15 protein-coding genes are annotated in these 15,712 nt (G+C 66.4%); 8 read left to right on the top strand and 7 right to left on the bottom strand.

Annotation, left to right across the window (positions count from 1 at the left end):
* The first annotated feature begins 14 nt into the window (after window positions 1-14).
* Entirely contained in the window at window positions 15-986 is a 972-nt protein-coding gene (locus HCU76_RS18460) for a bifunctional hydroxymethylpyrimidine kinase/phosphomethylpyrimidine kinase (RefSeq protein WP_213957354.1), read from the top strand.
* A 36-nt stretch (window positions 987-1,022) separates the two neighbouring features.
* Window positions 1,023-2,303: a glutamate-1-semialdehyde 2,1-aminomutase gene (gene hemL, locus HCU76_RS18455; protein ID WP_218510272.1), complete on the top strand. Its 1,281-nt coding sequence runs from the start codon at window positions 1,023-1,025 to the stop codon at window positions 2,301-2,303.
* 175 nt (window positions 2,304-2,478) lie between these two features.
* Here the strand turns inward: hemL and purH are convergent, their stop codons facing one another.
* The 3 genes from purH to dusB are packed head-to-tail and all read right to left on the bottom strand — an operon-like array spanning window position 2,479 to window position 5,414.
* Window positions 2,479-4,086: a bifunctional phosphoribosylaminoimidazolecarboxamide formyltransferase/IMP cyclohydrolase gene (gene purH, locus HCU76_RS18450; RefSeq protein WP_213957356.1), complete on the bottom strand. Its 1,608-nt coding sequence runs from the start codon at window positions 4,084-4,086 to the stop codon at window positions 2,479-2,481.
* A 16-nt stretch (window positions 4,087-4,102) separates the two neighbouring features.
* Entirely contained in the window at window positions 4,103-4,339 is a 237-nt protein-coding gene (locus HCU76_RS18445; protein WP_213957357.1) for a Fis family transcriptional regulator, read from the bottom strand.
* A 22-nt stretch (window positions 4,340-4,361) separates the two neighbouring features.
* Window positions 4,362-5,414 carry a tRNA dihydrouridine synthase DusB gene (dusB, locus tag HCU76_RS18440; protein ID WP_213957358.1) on the bottom strand — a complete coding sequence of 351 codons (1,053 nt, stop codon included), beginning with the start codon at window positions 5,412-5,414 and terminating at the stop codon, window positions 4,362-4,364.
* Between the two features lie 181 nt (window positions 5,415-5,595).
* Between dusB and HCU76_RS18435 the strand changes: the two genes are divergently transcribed.
* Window positions 5,596-6,066 (top strand): YqaA family protein, encoded by a 471-nt coding sequence (locus HCU76_RS18435; RefSeq protein WP_213957359.1) that lies wholly within the window; start codon window positions 5,596-5,598, stop codon window positions 6,064-6,066.
* A 7-nt stretch (window positions 6,067-6,073) separates the two neighbouring features.
* On the opposite strand, the gene HCU76_RS18430 is transcribed toward HCU76_RS18435, so the two are convergent.
* Window positions 6,074-6,748, bottom strand: coding sequence for a glutathione S-transferase (locus tag HCU76_RS18430; protein WP_213957360.1), 675 nt, complete (start codon window positions 6,746-6,748; stop codon window positions 6,074-6,076).
* A 128-nt stretch (window positions 6,749-6,876) separates the two neighbouring features.
* Here HCU76_RS18430 and HCU76_RS18425 point away from each other — a divergent pair, with 128 nt between their 5' ends.
* On the top strand, window positions 6,877-8,250 hold the full coding sequence (locus HCU76_RS18425) for an MFS transporter (protein WP_213957361.1): 1,374 nt from the start codon (window positions 6,877-6,879) through the stop codon (window positions 8,248-8,250).
* A gap of 35 nt (window positions 8,251-8,285) precedes the next feature.
* On the opposite strand, the gene ychF is transcribed toward HCU76_RS18425, so the two are convergent.
* Both ychF and HCU76_RS18415 read right to left on the bottom strand, forming a co-directional pair.
* Complete coding sequence (ychF, locus tag HCU76_RS18420) at window positions 8,286-9,377, bottom strand: redox-regulated ATPase YchF (protein WP_213957362.1); 1,092 nt, start codon at window positions 9,375-9,377, stop codon at window positions 8,286-8,288.
* Between the two features lie 68 nt (window positions 9,378-9,445).
* On the bottom strand, window positions 9,446-10,327 hold the full coding sequence (locus tag HCU76_RS18415; RefSeq protein WP_213957363.1) for an MOSC N-terminal beta barrel domain-containing protein: 882 nt from the start codon (window positions 10,325-10,327) through the stop codon (window positions 9,446-9,448).
* Between the two features lie 74 nt (window positions 10,328-10,401).
* On the opposite strand from HCU76_RS18415, the gene HCU76_RS18410 reads away from it, so the two are divergent.
* From HCU76_RS18410 to HCU76_RS18400, 3 genes are read left to right on the top strand one after another with little or no spacing between them, the layout of a single operon-like run.
* Complete coding sequence (locus tag HCU76_RS18410; protein WP_213957364.1) at window positions 10,402-11,520, top strand: FAD-dependent monooxygenase; 1,119 nt, start codon at window positions 10,402-10,404, stop codon at window positions 11,518-11,520.
* A gap of 22 nt (window positions 11,521-11,542) precedes the next feature.
* Window positions 11,543-12,271: a DsbC family protein gene (locus tag HCU76_RS18405; RefSeq protein ID WP_213957469.1), complete on the top strand. Its 729-nt coding sequence runs from the start codon at window positions 11,543-11,545 to the stop codon at window positions 12,269-12,271.
* The gene (locus tag HCU76_RS18400; RefSeq protein WP_218510271.1) at window positions 12,271-14,088 is read left to right on the top strand and encodes a M61 family metallopeptidase; all 1,818 of its coding nucleotides are present in this window, start codon (window positions 12,271-12,273) and stop codon (window positions 14,086-14,088) included. Before HCU76_RS18405 ends, HCU76_RS18400 begins: the two co-directional genes overlap by 1 nt.
* Window positions 14,089-14,094: 6 nt before the next feature.
* Here the strand turns inward: HCU76_RS18400 and HCU76_RS18395 are convergent, their stop codons facing one another.
* Window positions 14,095-14,559: a CopD family protein gene (locus HCU76_RS18395; RefSeq protein ID WP_218510270.1), complete on the bottom strand. Its 465-nt coding sequence runs from the start codon at window positions 14,557-14,559 to the stop codon at window positions 14,095-14,097.
* A 119-nt stretch (window positions 14,560-14,678) separates the two neighbouring features.
* Here HCU76_RS18395 and HCU76_RS18390 point away from each other — a divergent pair, with 119 nt between their 5' ends.
* Window positions 14,679-15,458 (top strand): enoyl-CoA hydratase, encoded by a 780-nt coding sequence (locus HCU76_RS18390; protein ID WP_213957367.1) that lies wholly within the window; start codon window positions 14,679-14,681, stop codon window positions 15,456-15,458.
* Window positions 15,459-15,712: the final 254 nt, after the last annotated feature.

The following is a 15,712-nucleotide window of genomic DNA, read 5'->3' as shown; positions in this document are numbered from 1 at the left end:
ACTCACCACGGCGCATGAAAACTTACCTATTACCTTCACGAGCCGCGAGTGATGCGGCCGATCTTACCGGGGCCTCCGACGACGAAAACCTGGCGTCGGAGGAGGACCTCAACCCGCCCTGCGTGCTGGTCTTCAATGCCAGCGATCCCAGTGGCGCCGGCGGCCTCGCCGGCGATGCGCTGGCGATGGCTTCGGTCGGTGCGCACATGCTCCCCGTGGTCACCGGCGCCTACGCACGCGACACCGCGGAAATCTTCGAGCACTTCCCTTTTGACGAAGAGGCCGTTGCCGAACAAGCCCGCGCCATTCTTGAGGACGTGGAGGTGCGACTGATCAAGGTCGGTTTCGTCGGCACCCCCGAGAACCTCAGCACGATTGCGGAAACTGCCAGCGACTATCCCGATCTGCCGCTGGTTGCCTACATGCCCAACCTTTCATGGTGGGAAGAAAACCAGATCGAGCCCTATCACGATGCCTTCCGCGACCTGCTGCTGCCGCAGACCACGGTGTTGGTCGGCAACCACAGCACGCTGTGGCGTTGGCTGCTCCCCGACTGGACCGGTGATCGCAGCCCCACGGCACGTGACATTGCCCGGGCTGCTGGCGAACACGGCGTGCCTTACACGCTCGTGACGGGCATCGTACTGCCCGACCAGTTTTTCGACAACGTATTGGCCTCGCCGCAAGCCGTCCTGGCCAACGAGAAATACGAAAGGCTCGAAGCCGTGTTCTCGGGCGCGGGCGATACCTTGTCGGCCGCGCTGGCCGCGCTGCTTGCGAGCGGCACCGACCTCACCGCCGCCACCGCCGAGGCGCTGAGCTACATGGACCGCTGCCTCGACGCCGGCTTCCGCCCCGGCATGGGCCACGTGCTGCCGGACCGGCTGTTCTGGGCGCAGACCGAGGAAGACGATGAGGAAGATGGCGACGCGGGTCCCGCAGATCCGATCGACTTCGCATTGCCGCCGCACGATACGCGGCACTGACACCCGCTCGCGCCGCAAGGGCGAGAATCCACGCCCATGACTGACCGCAACGACATACTTTTCGAGCGCGCCCGCGCCGTGATTCCTGGTGGCGTGAATTCACCCGTCCGAGCCTTCAAGGCCGTGGGCGGCACGCCCCGCTTCATCACCCGCGCGCAGGGCGCGTACTTCTGGGATGCGGACGGCAAGCGCTATATCGACTACATCGGCTCCTGGGGTCCGATGATCCTGGGGCATGGCCATCCGGCCGTGGTCGAGGCGGTGCAGAAGGCCGTGCTCGAAGGCTTCTCGTATGGGGCGCCCACCGAACGCGAGATCGAACTGGCCGAGGCCATCCTCGCGCTGGTGCCCTCGATGGAAATGGTGCGCCTCGTGAGTTCCGGCACAGAGGCTGCGATGAGCGCGCTGCGCCTGGCGCGGGGCGCCACCGGCCGCAAGTACATCATCAAGTTCGAAGGCTGCTATCACGGCCATGCCGATGCGCTGCTGGTCAAGGCCGGCTCCGGCCTCGCGACCTTCGGCAACCCGACCTCCGCGGGCGTGCCGCCAGAAGTCGTGCAACACACGCTGGTCCTCGAATACAACAACCTCGCGCAACTGGAAGAAGCCTTTGCGTTGCACGGCCACGAGTTGGCCTGCCTGATGATCGAGGCCATTGCGGGCAACATGAACTTTGTGCGCGCCACGCCCGAGTTCGCCAGGCGCTGCCGCGAGTTGTGCACGCAGCATGGCGCGCTGCTGGTGTTCGACGAGGTGATGACGGGCTTTCGCGTGGGCCTGCATGGCGCACAAGGCGTGCTCGGCATCGCGCCGGACCTCACGGTGCTCGGCAAGGTCATCGGCGGCGGCATGCCGCTCGCGGCCTTCGGCGGACCGCGCGCCATCATGGAGCAATTGGCCCCGCTCGGCCCGGTCTACCAGGCCGGCACGCTCTCCGGCAACCCGGTGGCCACGGCCTGCGGCCTCGCGACGCTCAAGGAAATCGCCAAGCCCGGCTTCTATGAAGCACTGGGCTTGAAGACGCGCTCATTGATCGACGGCCTGAAGTCCGCCGCCGCGGCCGAAGGCCTGCCCTTCAGCGCCGACAGCGAAGGCGGCATGTTCGGCTTCTTCCTGTTCGACCAACTGCCGCAGAACTACGCAACGGTGATGACCACCGACAACAAGAAGTTCAACACCCTGTTCCACGGCCTGCTGGACCGTGGCGTCTACATCGCGCCCGCGTTGTATGAGGCCGGCTTCGTGAGCGCCGCTCACAGCGACGAAGACATCGCCGCCACCATCGAGGCGGCACGCGAGACCTTCAAGGCGCTGTAAGCGCGCCCCTCACAGCAGAGGACGCACCGTCCGAGACTGGCGCAAAAACTTCGCCGAGCGGCGTAGCGAGCGGTTGCAGGGCAAGGCGAACGCAGCGCAGGGACCGGAACGTACTCAAGTACGTGAGGATGCTCAACGCCGCCCTGCGACCGCGCAGTAGCCGAGCGGCGAAGTTTCAGTGCCTGAAGTGGCGAACGCCGCTCAGGACCATCACGACGCCACGCTCATCCGCAGCATCGATCACTTCCTGGTCGCGCATAGACCCACCTGGCTGAATCACAGCCGTCGCACCCGCATCGACAACGACATCGAGTCCATCGCGGAACGGAAAGAACGCATCGCTCGCCACCGCGGTGCCTGCCAGCGACAGCCCCGCATGCTCGGCCTTGATGCTGGCGATGCGCGCCGAGTCGAGCCGGCTCATCTGGCCCGCGCCGACACCCATCGTCATGCCGCCCGCACAGAAGACGATGGCGTTGCTCTTCACGTACTTGGCGACCTTCCAGGCGAACAGCAGGTCCTGCAACTGCTCGGCCGTCGGCTGCTTCTTGCTGACCACCTTGAGTTCGCTTTCCGCGAGCACGCGGTTGTCCGCCGTCTGCATCAAGAGACCCGAGCCGATGCGCTTCACATCCACCGCGTTGCGCCCGTTGTCCCAATCCGTCGCGCCGCCAGGCGGCAAGGCGATCTCGAGAATGCGCACGTTGAGCTTGGCCTTGGTGGCCTTGAACACTTCCAGCGCTTCCGGCGTGTAGCCCGGCGCCATCAGCACTTCGACGAACTGCTTGTTGATCTCCTGCGCGGCCGCGACATCCACCGTACGGTTGAAGGCAATGATGCCGCCGAAGGCCGAGGTCGGATCGGTCTTGAAGGCCTTCGAATAGGCCTCGAGCGAATTCGCGCCGATGGCCACGCCGCACGGGTTTGCGTGCTTGACGATCACGCAGGCCGGCACGTCGAAGCTCTTGACGCATTCCCAGGCCGCGTCGGCATCGGCGATGTTGTTGTAGCTGAGTTCCTTGCCCTGCAACTGCTTCGCGCTCACGAGCGAGCCTGGCGCCGGGTACAGGTCGCGATAGAACGCGGCTTGCTGGTGCGGGTTCTCCCCGTAGCGCAGGTCCTGCAGCTTGATGAAGCGGCCGTTGCTCTGCGCCGGGAACAGCGAGCGCCTCGGCGATGGCTGGCCCACGCTGGCGTCGAAGTCGATGCCCGAGAGGTAGTCGCTGATGGCGCCGTCGTAGTCGGCGATGCGATTGAACGCGGCCACCGACAACGTGAACTTCGTCTTGTCGCTGAGCTTGCCGTCGGCCTTCAGTTCGGCCAGCGCGCCCGGGTATTGCGAGGCGTCGGTGAGCACGCCGACGTCCTTCCAGTTCTTGGCCGCGCTGCGCACCATGGCCGGGCCGCCGATGTCGATGTTCTCGATGGCGTCCTCCAGCGTGCAGCCGGTCTTGGCTACCGTGGCTTCGAAAGGGTAGAGGTTCACCACCAGCAGGTCGATGGTGTCGATGCCGTGCTCCTGGATGGCGGCCACGTGCGCTGGCACATCGCGGCGCGCGAGCAGGCCACCATGGATCTTGGGATGCAGCGTCTTCACGCGGCCATCGAGCATTTCCGGAAAGCCGGTGTGGTCGGCCACCTCGGTCACCGGCAGGCCGGCATCGGCCAGCAATTTTGCGGTGCCACCGGTGGAGAGGAGTCGGATGCCGAGTGCGTCGAGCGCTTGCGCGAATTCGAGGATGCCGGTCTTGTCGGAAACGGAAAGCAGTGCGGTCAGTGCCATGAATCAGGTTTGGTTGTTATTTGAGGAGCTTGTGCTCGACAAGCTTTTTCCGCAGCGTGTTGCGGTTGAGACCCAGCCATTGCGCGGCGCGCGACTGGTTGCCTTCGGCGCGTGTCATCACCACGTCGAGCAGCGGTTTCTCCACCACCTGCACGATCATGTCGTACACGCCGTCAGGCTCGGTGCCGCGCAAATCGCGAAAGTAGGTCTCCAGACTGCTGCGCACGCAGTCTTCAATTTGTTTTTTGCTCATGTCGGGGTTCTCTTCTTCTCACTCATCCGGCGGCAGTGGCCGCCTCCTCGTCCGGGAGCAGATCTTCGTCCGCGCCCCGGGCTGGCATGCGGTCCGTGTGGACCGCAAGCGCATCAAAAAAGTCCGCGACCGCACGCAGTTGCAAGGCGCAGTCGTCGAGGGTGTTCATGTGGGCGCGGAAGGCTTCGCCCCCCGGCAGCGCGCGCACATACCAGCCGATGTGCTTGCGCGCGGTGCGCACACCGCTGAACTCGCCGTAGAGCGCGTAGTGCGCCTGCAGGTGGTCGAGCATCAGGCGCCGCACTTCCGCGACGAGCGGCGGCGCGAGTTCGCTGCCCGTGGCCAGGTAGTGCGCGATCTCGCGAAAGATCCATGGCCGTCCTTGCGCAGCGCGTCCGACCATCACCGCATCCGCGCCAGTGAGCGCCAACACATCGCGCGCCTTTTGCGGTGACGTGATGTCGCCGTTGGCCACCACCGGCACACGCACCGCGGCCTTGACCGCCGCGATGGTGTCGTACTCGGCGTCGCCCTTGTAGCCCTGCTCGCGCGTGCGTCCATGCACGGTGAGCATCTGCACGCCGGCCGCTTCGAAATCGCGCGCCAGCTTGACCGCGTTGCGATGGTCCGCACTCCAGCCGGTGCGCATCTTCAGGGTCACCGGCACGCCATGCGGCGCCGCCGCATCGACCACTGCCTGCACGATTTCCAGCGCCAGCGGCTCGTCGCGCATCAATGCGGAACCGGCCCACTTGTTGCAGACCTTCTTGGCCGGACATCCCATGTTGATGTCGATGACCTGCGCGCCGCGGTCGATGTTGTAGGCGGTGGCCTCCGCCATCATGGCCGCTTCGGTACCGGCAATCTGCACTGCGATCGGGCCGGGCTCGCCCTCATGGTTGGCGCGGCGCGAGGTCTTGAGCGTGTTCCACAACTCCTTGCGCGAGGTCACCATTTCGCTCACCGCGTAGCCCGCCCCCAGTTCGCGGCACAGCATGCGGAACGGCCGGTCGGTCACGCCGGCCATGGGCGCGACGAACAGGCGGTTTTCCAGCGCGATAGGGCCGATCTGCATGGTGGGAGGAGGAAGGGGAGCGAGCGGGGGCTGCTGAAAAATGAGGCACGATTGTACTGGCGCTCGATTTCAGAGACTGAAACAGAATGCGCCGTCATGGCTATCGTTCATTCGCTTGACATGCGCATCTCGCGTTTTCCCACACGCCGATATTGCGACACGTTCCTATACTCCTGCGCACATGCAAGCATGGTTCGACTCCCTCCTCGCGTTGCTGGCGCTTCCGCAGTACGGCCTGTCGTCGCTGTTTTTTGTTTCGTTCGTTTCGGCTACGTTGTTGCCGCTGGGCTCGGAGCCCGCGCTGTTCGGATTGCTCAGGCTCAGCCCCGACATGTTCTGGCCCGCGATCTTCGTGGCGACCGCAGGCAACACGCTGGGCGGCGCGGTCGACTGGTGGATGGGTTACGGCGCGCACGAGATTGCAGATAAGTACTCACACTCCAAGCATCACGTGCGCGTGCTGGGCTGGCTCGAAAGGCTGGGGCCCAAGGCCTGCCTGCTCGCCTGGTTGCCGCTTGTCGGCGACCCGCTCTGCGCCGTGGCCGGGTGGCTCAAGCTGCCGTTCTGGCCATGCGTCTTCTACATGGCCATCGGCAAGTTTGCGCGCTACCTGACGATGACGGTGGCCCTCTTGTATATCTGGCCGAGCTGAGTTCAGCTCAACTCAACAGTCCGTAAGGCCCGCCGCGCTCCAGCGCACGCTGGTACGCCGGGCGCGCGTGAATGCGTTCAAGGAACGCCATCAACTTCGGCCTCGATGCATCCAGCCCGCCGCGCGCTTTGGCGGCTTCAACGGGAAAGCTCATCTGGATGTCCGCACCGGTCAACGCATCGCCAGCAAACCATTCACTCTTGCCCAATTCGCCTTCCATGAAGTCGAGATGGGCTGCGATGTTCGGCATGACGAACCGGCTCTTCGCCTTGTCGGCAATGCCCTTCGCGATCGGCTTGGCGAAGAAGGGCATGTCGCTGCTCTCGATCCGATCGAAGACCAGCTTCATCAGCAGCGGAGACATGGCCGAGCCTTCGGCGAAGTGCAGCCAATAGCGGTAGCGCACTGCCTCCGGTGAACCTGCCACCGGCGCCAACCTGCCCTGGCCGAAGCGCTCGATGATCGTCTCGATGATCGCGCCCGATTCGGCCAGCACCAGGCCGTCGTCAGTGGTCACTACAGGCGACTTGCCCAGCGGATGCACCTTGCTCAGTTCGGGCGGCGCGAGCATCGTCTTCGCATCGCGCTGGTAGTGCACGATCTCGTACGGAAGGCCGAGTTCCTCGAGCAGCCAGAGGACGCGTTGCGAGCGCGAGTTGTTGAGGTGATGGACGGTGAGCATGGACGGGGGCCTGATGGGACGGCGCAGTCTATGTCAGCGTGTGCCGAAGCGCTCGCCGACGCGATGAACGGTGCACCGCTACCATCGATGCCACACGCGGCATTCCGGTCGCATCACCCTGCGCCCTCATGGATCGCCCGTCGACTCTCTACAACGCATCGGCCGATGCACTCACGCCCCGCGGCCGCCGCGCCCTCGCCGCAATCATGGTGGCCGTTCTGCTGGCCACGCTCGACACGGCCATCGCCAACACCGCCCTGCCCGCGATCGCGGCCGACTTGCTGGCCGCGCCGGCGGCCTCGGTCTGGGTCATCAACGCCTACCAGCTCGCGATGGTCGCGACCATCCTGCCGCTCGCGGCGCTGGGCGACATCGTGGGGCACCGGCGCATCTACATCGGCGGGCTCGCGATCTTCACGCTCGCCTCGCTGGCCTGCGCGCTCGCCACCACGCTGCCTGCACTCGCGGCCGCACGCGCGCTGCAGGGCCTCGGCGCCAGCGGAATCATGAGCGTGAATGCCGCACTGCTGCGCTTCATCTATCCGCCGCATCGGCTCGGCCGCGGCGTGGGCCTCAATGCGCTGGTGGTGGGCATCGGCTTCGCGGTCGGGCCGAGCGTGGCCTCGCTGGTGCTGAGCGTTGCGCCATGGCCGTGGCTGTTCGGCATCAACGTGCCGCTCGGCATTGCAGCGCTGGCGGTCGCCATGCCGTCTCTGCCGGCCTCGCCGCGCGGCACGCACGGCTTCGACAAGCTCGCGGCCGTCTACAACGTGGTGGCCTTCACGGCGCTGATCCTCGCATTGGGTTCGGCCGCGCAGCGCGAGCCGATGGGCTGGTGGCTGGGCGCGCTCGCGGTGGCATTGGTGTTCGGCATGCTGCTGGTGCGACGCGAGCATGGCCGGCCCTCGCCGATCCTGCCGGTCGATTTGTTCCGACGCCCAGCCTTCGCGCTGTCGTCGATCACCTCGGTCTGCACCTTTGCCGCGCAGGGGCTGGCTTTCGTCTCTCTACCGTTCTACTTCGAAGGCGTGCTGCATCGCAACCAGGTCGACACGGGTTTCCTGATGTCGCCGTGGTCGCTGGTGGTGGCCTTTGCCGCGCCGCTCGCGGGCCGGCTCGCCGACCACTATCCGCCGGGGATGCTGGGTGGCATCGGCCTCGCCGTGCTGAGCGCGGGCATGGTCTCGCTGGCGCTGCTGCCGGCCGACCCCAGCGTGCTCGACATCGCGATCCGCATGGCGATCTGCGGCGCGGGCTTCGGCTTCTTCCAGGCACCCAACCTGCGCGCCCTCATGTCGGCCGCACCGCCCGAGCGTGCCGGCGGTGCGAGCGGGACCATCGCCACTTCACGCTTGCTGGGCCAGGCCACGGGCGCCGCATTGACCGCGCTGTGCTTCAGCCTGGCCGGCGTGCACGGCGCAACGAATGCGCTGTGGCTGGGCGCGGCCTTCGCGGCGGTGGCGAGCGTGACCAGCGGCTTGCGGCTGGTCGTCGCCAAATAGAAGAAAGCGGCCCTGCGAACGAGGCCGCAATCGCATCAAGGGCTGAACAGGAAGTTCATCACGTCGCCATCCTTGACGACGTATTCCTTGCCTTCGCTGCGCATCTTGCCCGCGTCCTTCGCGCCCTGCTCGCCCTTGAAGGCGATGTAGTCGTCGAAGGCGATGGTCTGGGCGCGGATGTAGCCCTTCTCGAAATCGCCGTGGATCACGCCGGCGGCTTGCGGGCCGGTGTCGCCGATGTGGATGGTCCAGGCGCGCACTTCCTTCACGCCGGCGGTGAAGTAGGTCTGCAGGCCCAGCAGCTTGAACGCGGCGCGGATTAGGCGGTTGAGGCCCGGCTCGTCCTGGCCGATCTCGGCAAGGAACATCTTCTTGTCCTCGTCGTCCATGTCGGCGAGTTCGGCTTCGATCTTGGCGCAGATGGCGACGACGGGCGCGCCCTGCCTGGCGGCATATTCGCGCAGGCGGTCGAGGTAGGGGTTGTTATCGAAGCCGGTCTCCGACACGTTGCCTACGAACATCGCCGGCTTCGCCGTGATCAGCGTGAAGGACTTGACCAGCGGCATCTCTTCCTTCGAGAACTCGAGCGCGCGCACCGGGATGTTCTCGTTCAACGCCTTCTGGCAGCGCTCCAGCAGGCCGACTAGCTTCTGCGCGTCCTTGTCGCCCGAACGCGCCACCTTGGTGTGGCGGTGCAAGGCCTTCTCGACCGTCGAGAGGTCGGCCAGGCAGAGCTCGGTCTGGATCACTTCGATGTCGGAGATCGGGTCGACCTTGCCGGCCACGTGGATCACGTTGTCGTCGTCGAAGCAGCGCACCACGTTGACCGTGGCATCGGTCTCGCGGATGTGGGCGAGAAACTTGTTGCCCAGACCTTCGCCGGTGCTCGCACCCGCCACGAGGCCTGCGATGTCGACGAACTCGACGATGGCCGGCACGATGCGCTCGGGCTTGACGATCGCGCTGAGCTGCGCCAGGCGCGGGTCAGGCACTTCCACCACGCCGGTGTTCGGCTCGATGGTGCAGAAGGGATAGTTTTCCGCCGCGATGCCTGCCTTGGTCAATGCGTTGAAAAGGGTGGACTTGCCGACGTTCGGCAAGCCGACGATGCCGCACTGGAGACTCATGGCGGGGTTCTTTCAGGGAATCTGGGGAGCCGGCGATTTTAGCGGCCGGGGCATTGGGCACGTTACGGCTATTCGAAGCGGTAGTTGGCCGCGACAGGCTGGCCGACCTTCAGCATGTAATCGATGCCTTGCAGCACGATCGCGTTCATGCCGAAGGTGACCGCACCGTCGACGCGCGCATTCTGCCGGTAGGTGCGCAACATGTCGCCCACCTCGGGGCTGCTGATGGCGGTCTTGGGATCGATGTCGGGCATCGGGCAGCGCGGACAGGGCTTGACCGGCTGCAGCAGCGCCTCGCCCTCGCCCGTCGCGATGTGCATGGTCTCCAGGCGGTCCTCGTCCTGTGCCTCGACACCGGCCAGCACGATGTTGGGCCGGAACCGTTCCATGACGACTGCCTCGTGGCCCTCGGCGACCAGCTTCTCGTTGAGCTCCGCCAGCGACGCCTCGCTCGCCACCAGCAACGCAAAGCCATCGGCAAACTGGTTCTGGGCCTCGACACCATCGGTCCACTTCAGGCTGGAGATGCGCTTGTGCTCTGGGTCGAAGCGCACCAGGCGCAGCTTCTGCGGCTTTCCGGGCTCCGAGAGGAAATCGCTGAACCACTGGGCCGCGACGTCGCCCATGTCGTAGGCCGCCACCTCGTCGCTCCACACCCGCACGCGCATCGGCTGCTCGACCCGGTCGTAGGCGACGTGCAGCGCCAGCATGCCGGGGGCGCGCAGCACCATCTCGAACTGCTTGAGCTTGGGCTGGATCAGCGCCATCCGGGGCAGTTCCCGCTGCGAGACGAACTCGCCCCCGGCGTCGACCACCATCCAGGCGCGGTCGAACTCCAGGCCGGTTTCGGTCAGCAGCACTTCCGGCAGGTCCACCCCGGCACAAGACTTGACCGGGTAGACGAGAAGACGGGCGATGGTGGCCTGGAGATCGAAGGCGGCAGATGTCACGAATGGATCCTTGGGGAAGAAGCGGGATTCTCCCGCAGTCCACGCCGCCCAGCCCCAACTCCTACAATCCCGCGATGGCTCTTCCCCCCGAGGTTTGCATTCGCGGCGCCGGCATCGTCGGCCGCACACTGGCGCTTCTGCTCGCGCGCGAGCGCGTGCGCGTAGCCCTCGTCGCGCCGGCGACCCGCTCGAGCCAGGACGACGTGCGCGCCTATGCGCTCAATACCGCCTCGCGCACCATGCTCGAATCGCTGCGCGCCTGGCCCGACGATGCGCACGCTACCGCCGTGCGCGAGATGCAGGTGCATGGCGACGACGGCGGGCGCGTGCAGTTCGATGCGCAGCGCCAGAAGGTCGACGCGCTGGCCTGGATCGTCGATGTGCCCGCGCTGGAACGCCAGCTGGCCGATGCCGTGCGCTTCCAGCCCATGATCGACGTGCGTGAAACTCCGGTCCCGGCCGCACTGACCGTGGTCTGCGAAGGCAAGGGCAGCGCGACGCGCGAGGGCCTGGGTGTGCGCTATGAGGTCACCCGCTACCCGCAGCACGCCATTGCGGCCCGCCTCGAAGCCGAGCGCCCGCACGATGGCATGGCCCGCCAATGGTTCAACGACAAGGGCGAGGTGCTGGCCTTGCTGCCCCTCGGCGGCGCGGCCGGCCGGCAGGTGGCGCTGGTGTGGTCGGTCGACCAGTTCCGCGCGCCCGAACTGATGGCGCAGGACGCCGCCCAGTTCGCGGCGGCGTTGGGCCAGGCCACGCGCAACGCCCTCGGCGCCCTCACGCTCACCAGCGAACGCGCCGCCTGGCCGCTGCAGCGCGCCATGGCCGACCGCTGGACCGGCGCCTTCCCGGACGGCAAGTCCTGGGCCCTGGCCGGCGATGCCGCACACACCGTGCACCCGCTGGCCGGCCAGGGCCTGAACCTCGGCCTGGCCGACGCCGCCGCACTGGCCGGCGTCCTCAAAGACCGCGAATACTGGCGCAGCGTGGGGGACCCGCGCCTGCTGCGCCGCTACGAACGCGCCCGCCGTGCCGACGTGCTGGCGATGAGCCTCACCACCGACGGTCTCCAGCAACTTTTTTCGCAGACCGTGGATCCAATCCCCACGTTGCGCAACTGGGGCATGCGCGGCTTCAACCAGACCCAACTGCTCAAGAACTGGATCGCCCGGCAGGCCATGGGCCTTCGCTGATCCACCAACAAGTCCAACCATGATGAAGCTCGCTCGCAACCTCCTCGCTACCCTGGCCTTCGGCAGTGTTCTTGCCGTCACGCTGCAGGCACACGCCGGCGAAGCCGAGATCCGCAAGAACCTGGCCGCACGCATCCCGCAATTCGCCAAGATCGACGAGATCACCAAGTCGCCGATGCCGGGCCTCTTCGAAGTGCGCATCAACGGCTTCGAGATCTTCTACACCGACGCCGACGGCAACTACTTGCTGCAGGGCAACCTGATCGACGTGAAGGCGCGCCGCAACCTGACCGAGGAGCGCGTCGAGAAGCTCAGCGAAGTCGCCTTCGACAAGCTGCCCGTCAACGACGCCTTCAAGATCGTGCGCGGCAACGGCAAGCGCAAGCTGGCGGTGTTCGAGGACCCGAACTGCGGCTACTGCAAGCACTTCGAGCGCGACATGAAGAACGTCGACAACGTCACCGTCTACCTGTTCCTCTACCCGGTCCTGGGCCCGGATTCGACCGTCAAGTCGAAGAACATCTGGTGCAGCAAGGACAAGGCGAAGAGCTGGAACGACTGGATGTCCGGCGAGGTCAAGCCGCAGGACGCACCCGCCAACTGCGACACGGCGGCGCTTGAGCGCAACGTCGCCTTCGGCCGCAAGTACAACATCACGGGCACGCCCACGCTTATCTTTGCGGACGGCACGCGCGCACCGGGCGCCATTCCGGCAGCCCAGGTCGAGAAACAACTCGCCGCGGCCAATTGATGGCGCCGGCCGTTGCCACCCCGCGCCGCAAAGCGCCGGCGCTGCGCTACCGCGTCGAATGCGCCGACCGCCACGCGCACCTGTTCGCCATCACGCTCACCATCGACAGCCCGGCCGCGCTGCAGCGCGTGTCGCTGCCGGTGTGGATACCGGGCAGCTACCTGGTCCGCGAATTCGCCAAGAACCTGCAGAAGCTGAGCGCATCGCAAGGCCGCCGCGCGCTGGCCATTCAGCAGCTCGACAAGCACAGCTGGCAAGTCGACTGCGCCGCCGGCAAGACGCTCGTGCTGCGCTACGAGGTCTGTGCCTACGACCATTCGGTGCGCACCGCCTGGCTCGATGCCGACCGCGGCTTCTTCAATGGCACCAGCCTTTGCCTGCGTGTCGAGGGGCAGACCGAAAACCCGCACGGCATCGAGATCGTCGCGCCCGAACCCGTGCCCGGCGGCGCACAGTGGTCCTGCGCCACCGCCCTGCACGGCGTGGTGACCGACGCCCAGGGTTTCGGCCTGCATTGGGCCGCCAACTACGACGAACTGGCCGACTCGCCGGTCGAGATGGGCGCCTTCTGGAGCGCCGACTTCAGCGTCTGCGGCGTGCCGCATTGCTTCGTGGTCGCTGGCGCCACCGCATCCTTCGACGGCGACAAGCTGATCGCCGACACCCGCGCCATCTGCGAGACCGAGATGCGCTTCTGGCATGGCGACAAGGTCGGCAAGCGCGGCGGTCCGAGCGCGCCTTTCGACCGCTACGTGTTCATGCTGAACGCCGTCGACGACGGCTACGGCGGCCTCGAGCATCGCCATTCCACCGCGCTGATCTGCACCCGCCGCGACCTGCCGCAACTCGAAGCCCGCAAGCAGCCCGAGGGCTACACCACGCTGCTGGGCCTGATCAGCCACGAGTACTTCCACACGTGGAACGTGAAGCGCCTGCGACCCGCGGAATTCGCGCGCTACGACTACGGGCAAGAGAACCACACCGAACTGCTCTGGCTCTTCGAAGGCTTCACCAGCTACTACGACGACCTGCTGCTGCGCCGCGCGGAACGCATCGACAACGCGGGCTACCTGAGGCTCATCAACAAGACCATCAACGGCGTGCTGCAGTCTCCCGGGCGCTTGGTGCAGTCGGTGGCGCAGGCCAGCTTCGATGCCTGGATCAAGTACTACCGGCAAGACGAGCAGACGCCCAACAGCACCATCAGCTACTACACCAAGGGCTCGCTGGTCGCACTGTGCTTCGACCTCACGCTGCGCCGCGAAGGCAATGGCTCGCTCGACGATGTGATGCGGCTGTTGTGGAACGTGAGCGCGGGCGGCCCGATCACCGAGGCCGACTTCGCCAGCGCGTTGCTGGCCATCGGCGGCCGCACCTTCGACGAGGAGATGGCAGCCTGGGTGCATGGCACCGACGAGCTGCCCCTGTCGGAGTTGCTGCGCGCACACGGCGTGGCCGCGCTCGACGACCCGTCGCAGCGCGCGCAGGAACTGGGCCTGCGCGTCAGCGAGACGAACGGCAGCGTGCAAGTGAAGGTCGTGCTGCGCGGCGGCGCGGCCGAGCAGGCCGGCTTCGCAGCCAACGACGAATGGATCGGCATTGAAGTGCCCGCGAAAAAAGGCCACCCCGCGCAGGCCTGGCGCATCACCAAGCTGGACGACCTGGCGCTCTACCTCGGTCCGCAGAAGAAGATGACAGCGATCGTCGCGCGCGACCGGCGCATCTTGCGGCTGCCGCTCACGCTGCCCACCGGCCTGACGACCTGGCGCCTGTTCGCGCAAGAGCCCGCGCTGCTCTCGGCCTGGCTCGTGGACTGACCCGCTTCAGCCCGTGCGACCGGCCACGGCCAGCGCGAACACGAGCACGCCGAGGACGAGATTCAACGCGACCAGCATGCGGATCAAGTGAAGCCGCTTGGCCGCGGCAGGCCACTCCCTGACCGCGATTGCGCGCCGCAGCTTCGGATAGATGCCAAAGCGGATGTGGCCATACACGGCCATCATCACCAACCCGATTCCAAGCATCGCATGCACGTTCCAGCGCGCCGCGCCCATGCCGCCTGCGAACGTGATCATCACGAAGCCGCTCAGCAGCAACAGCACGATCGCCACGTTCACCCCCACGAAGAAACGCCCCAGCGCCGCGGCCAGCATCGGCAGGCGCAACGGCGGCTCCAGCACGGCCACCGCCGCGGGGCGTACGGCAAAGTGCATCACCGCCATTCCGCCCACCCAGAAGGCGGCCGAGGCCAAGTGAAGGAACAACAGCACGGCGGTTATCAAGCTCATCGGGGCACCTCTTGCAGAGCGTCGAGTGTGCACCGCGCGGGCTGCCCCGTCTCGCTATAGTCGTTCGATCCCGCTTTCCCCATTCCCTCCCATTCCTCCCCATCCCAACGGAGACCACCATGAGCTACGAGAACATCGAAGTGCGCACCGAGGCCGGCACGGTCGGCATTATCACGCTGAACCGTCCCAAGGCGCTCAACGCACTCAACGATGCATTGATGACCGAGTTGGGCAGCGCACTCAAGGCCTTCGATGCCGACGAAGCCATCGGCTGCATCATCGTCACCGGCAGCGAGCGTGCCTTTGCAGCGGGCGCCGACATCCGCGCCATGGCCAGCTACAGCTTCGCCGACGTCTACAAGGGCGACTTCATCACCCGCAACTGGGAAATCATCCGCTCGATCCGCAAGCCCGTGATCGCCGCGGTGGCCGGCTTTGCGCTCGGCGGCGGCTGCGAGCTGGCGATGATGTGCGACTTCATCATCGCGGCGGACAACGCGAAGTTCGGCCAGCCCGAGATCAAGATCGGCGTGATCCCCGGCGCTGGCGGCACGCAGCGCCTGCCGCGCGCGGTCGGCAAGAGCAAGGCGATGGACATGGCGCTCACCGCCCGCATGATGGACGCGGCCGAGGCCGAACGCGCCGGCCTGGTCAGCCGCGTGGTGCCCCTCGACAAGCTGGCCGACGAGGCGCTCGGCGCGGCGCTGGTCATTGCGGGCTTCTCGCGCATAGCGGTGATGGCGGCCAAGGAGTCGGTCAACCGCGCCTTCGAAAGTGGCCTCAGCGACGGCGTGATGTTCGAGCGCCGACTGTTCCATTCGCTGTTCGCGACCAACGACCAGAAGGAAGGCATGGACGCGTTCGTGAACAAGCGCGAGCCGACGTTCACGCACACCTGATTCGCACGGCCGGCGCGTAAGGGGTGCAGCGCCCCGGCAAACTGACCCGGGCTCGCTGCTGCGGGGACGGTGACTGGAGGTCGGGTCGCACAGTCCGACGGCGGCCCCGGTCTTATTGCCGGGGCAACGGAGCGGAGTCGGTGTTCGGCGCCTCCGGTTCGGCAGATTGGGCGGCTGGCGGCGCTACAGATTGAGCGGCCGGTGCGGCCGCTCGCGCGGGTTGCGCGGGTTGCGCGGACGGCGCGGTCGGTTGC

This window comes from Variovorax sp. dw_308 (genome assembly GCF_019207085.1).
Classification (GTDB): Bacteria; Pseudomonadota; Gammaproteobacteria; order Burkholderiales; family Burkholderiaceae_C; genus Variovorax.
The sequence above is the reverse complement of the archived record's forward strand: the minus strand, read 5'-3'. Positions and strand labels throughout refer to the sequence as shown.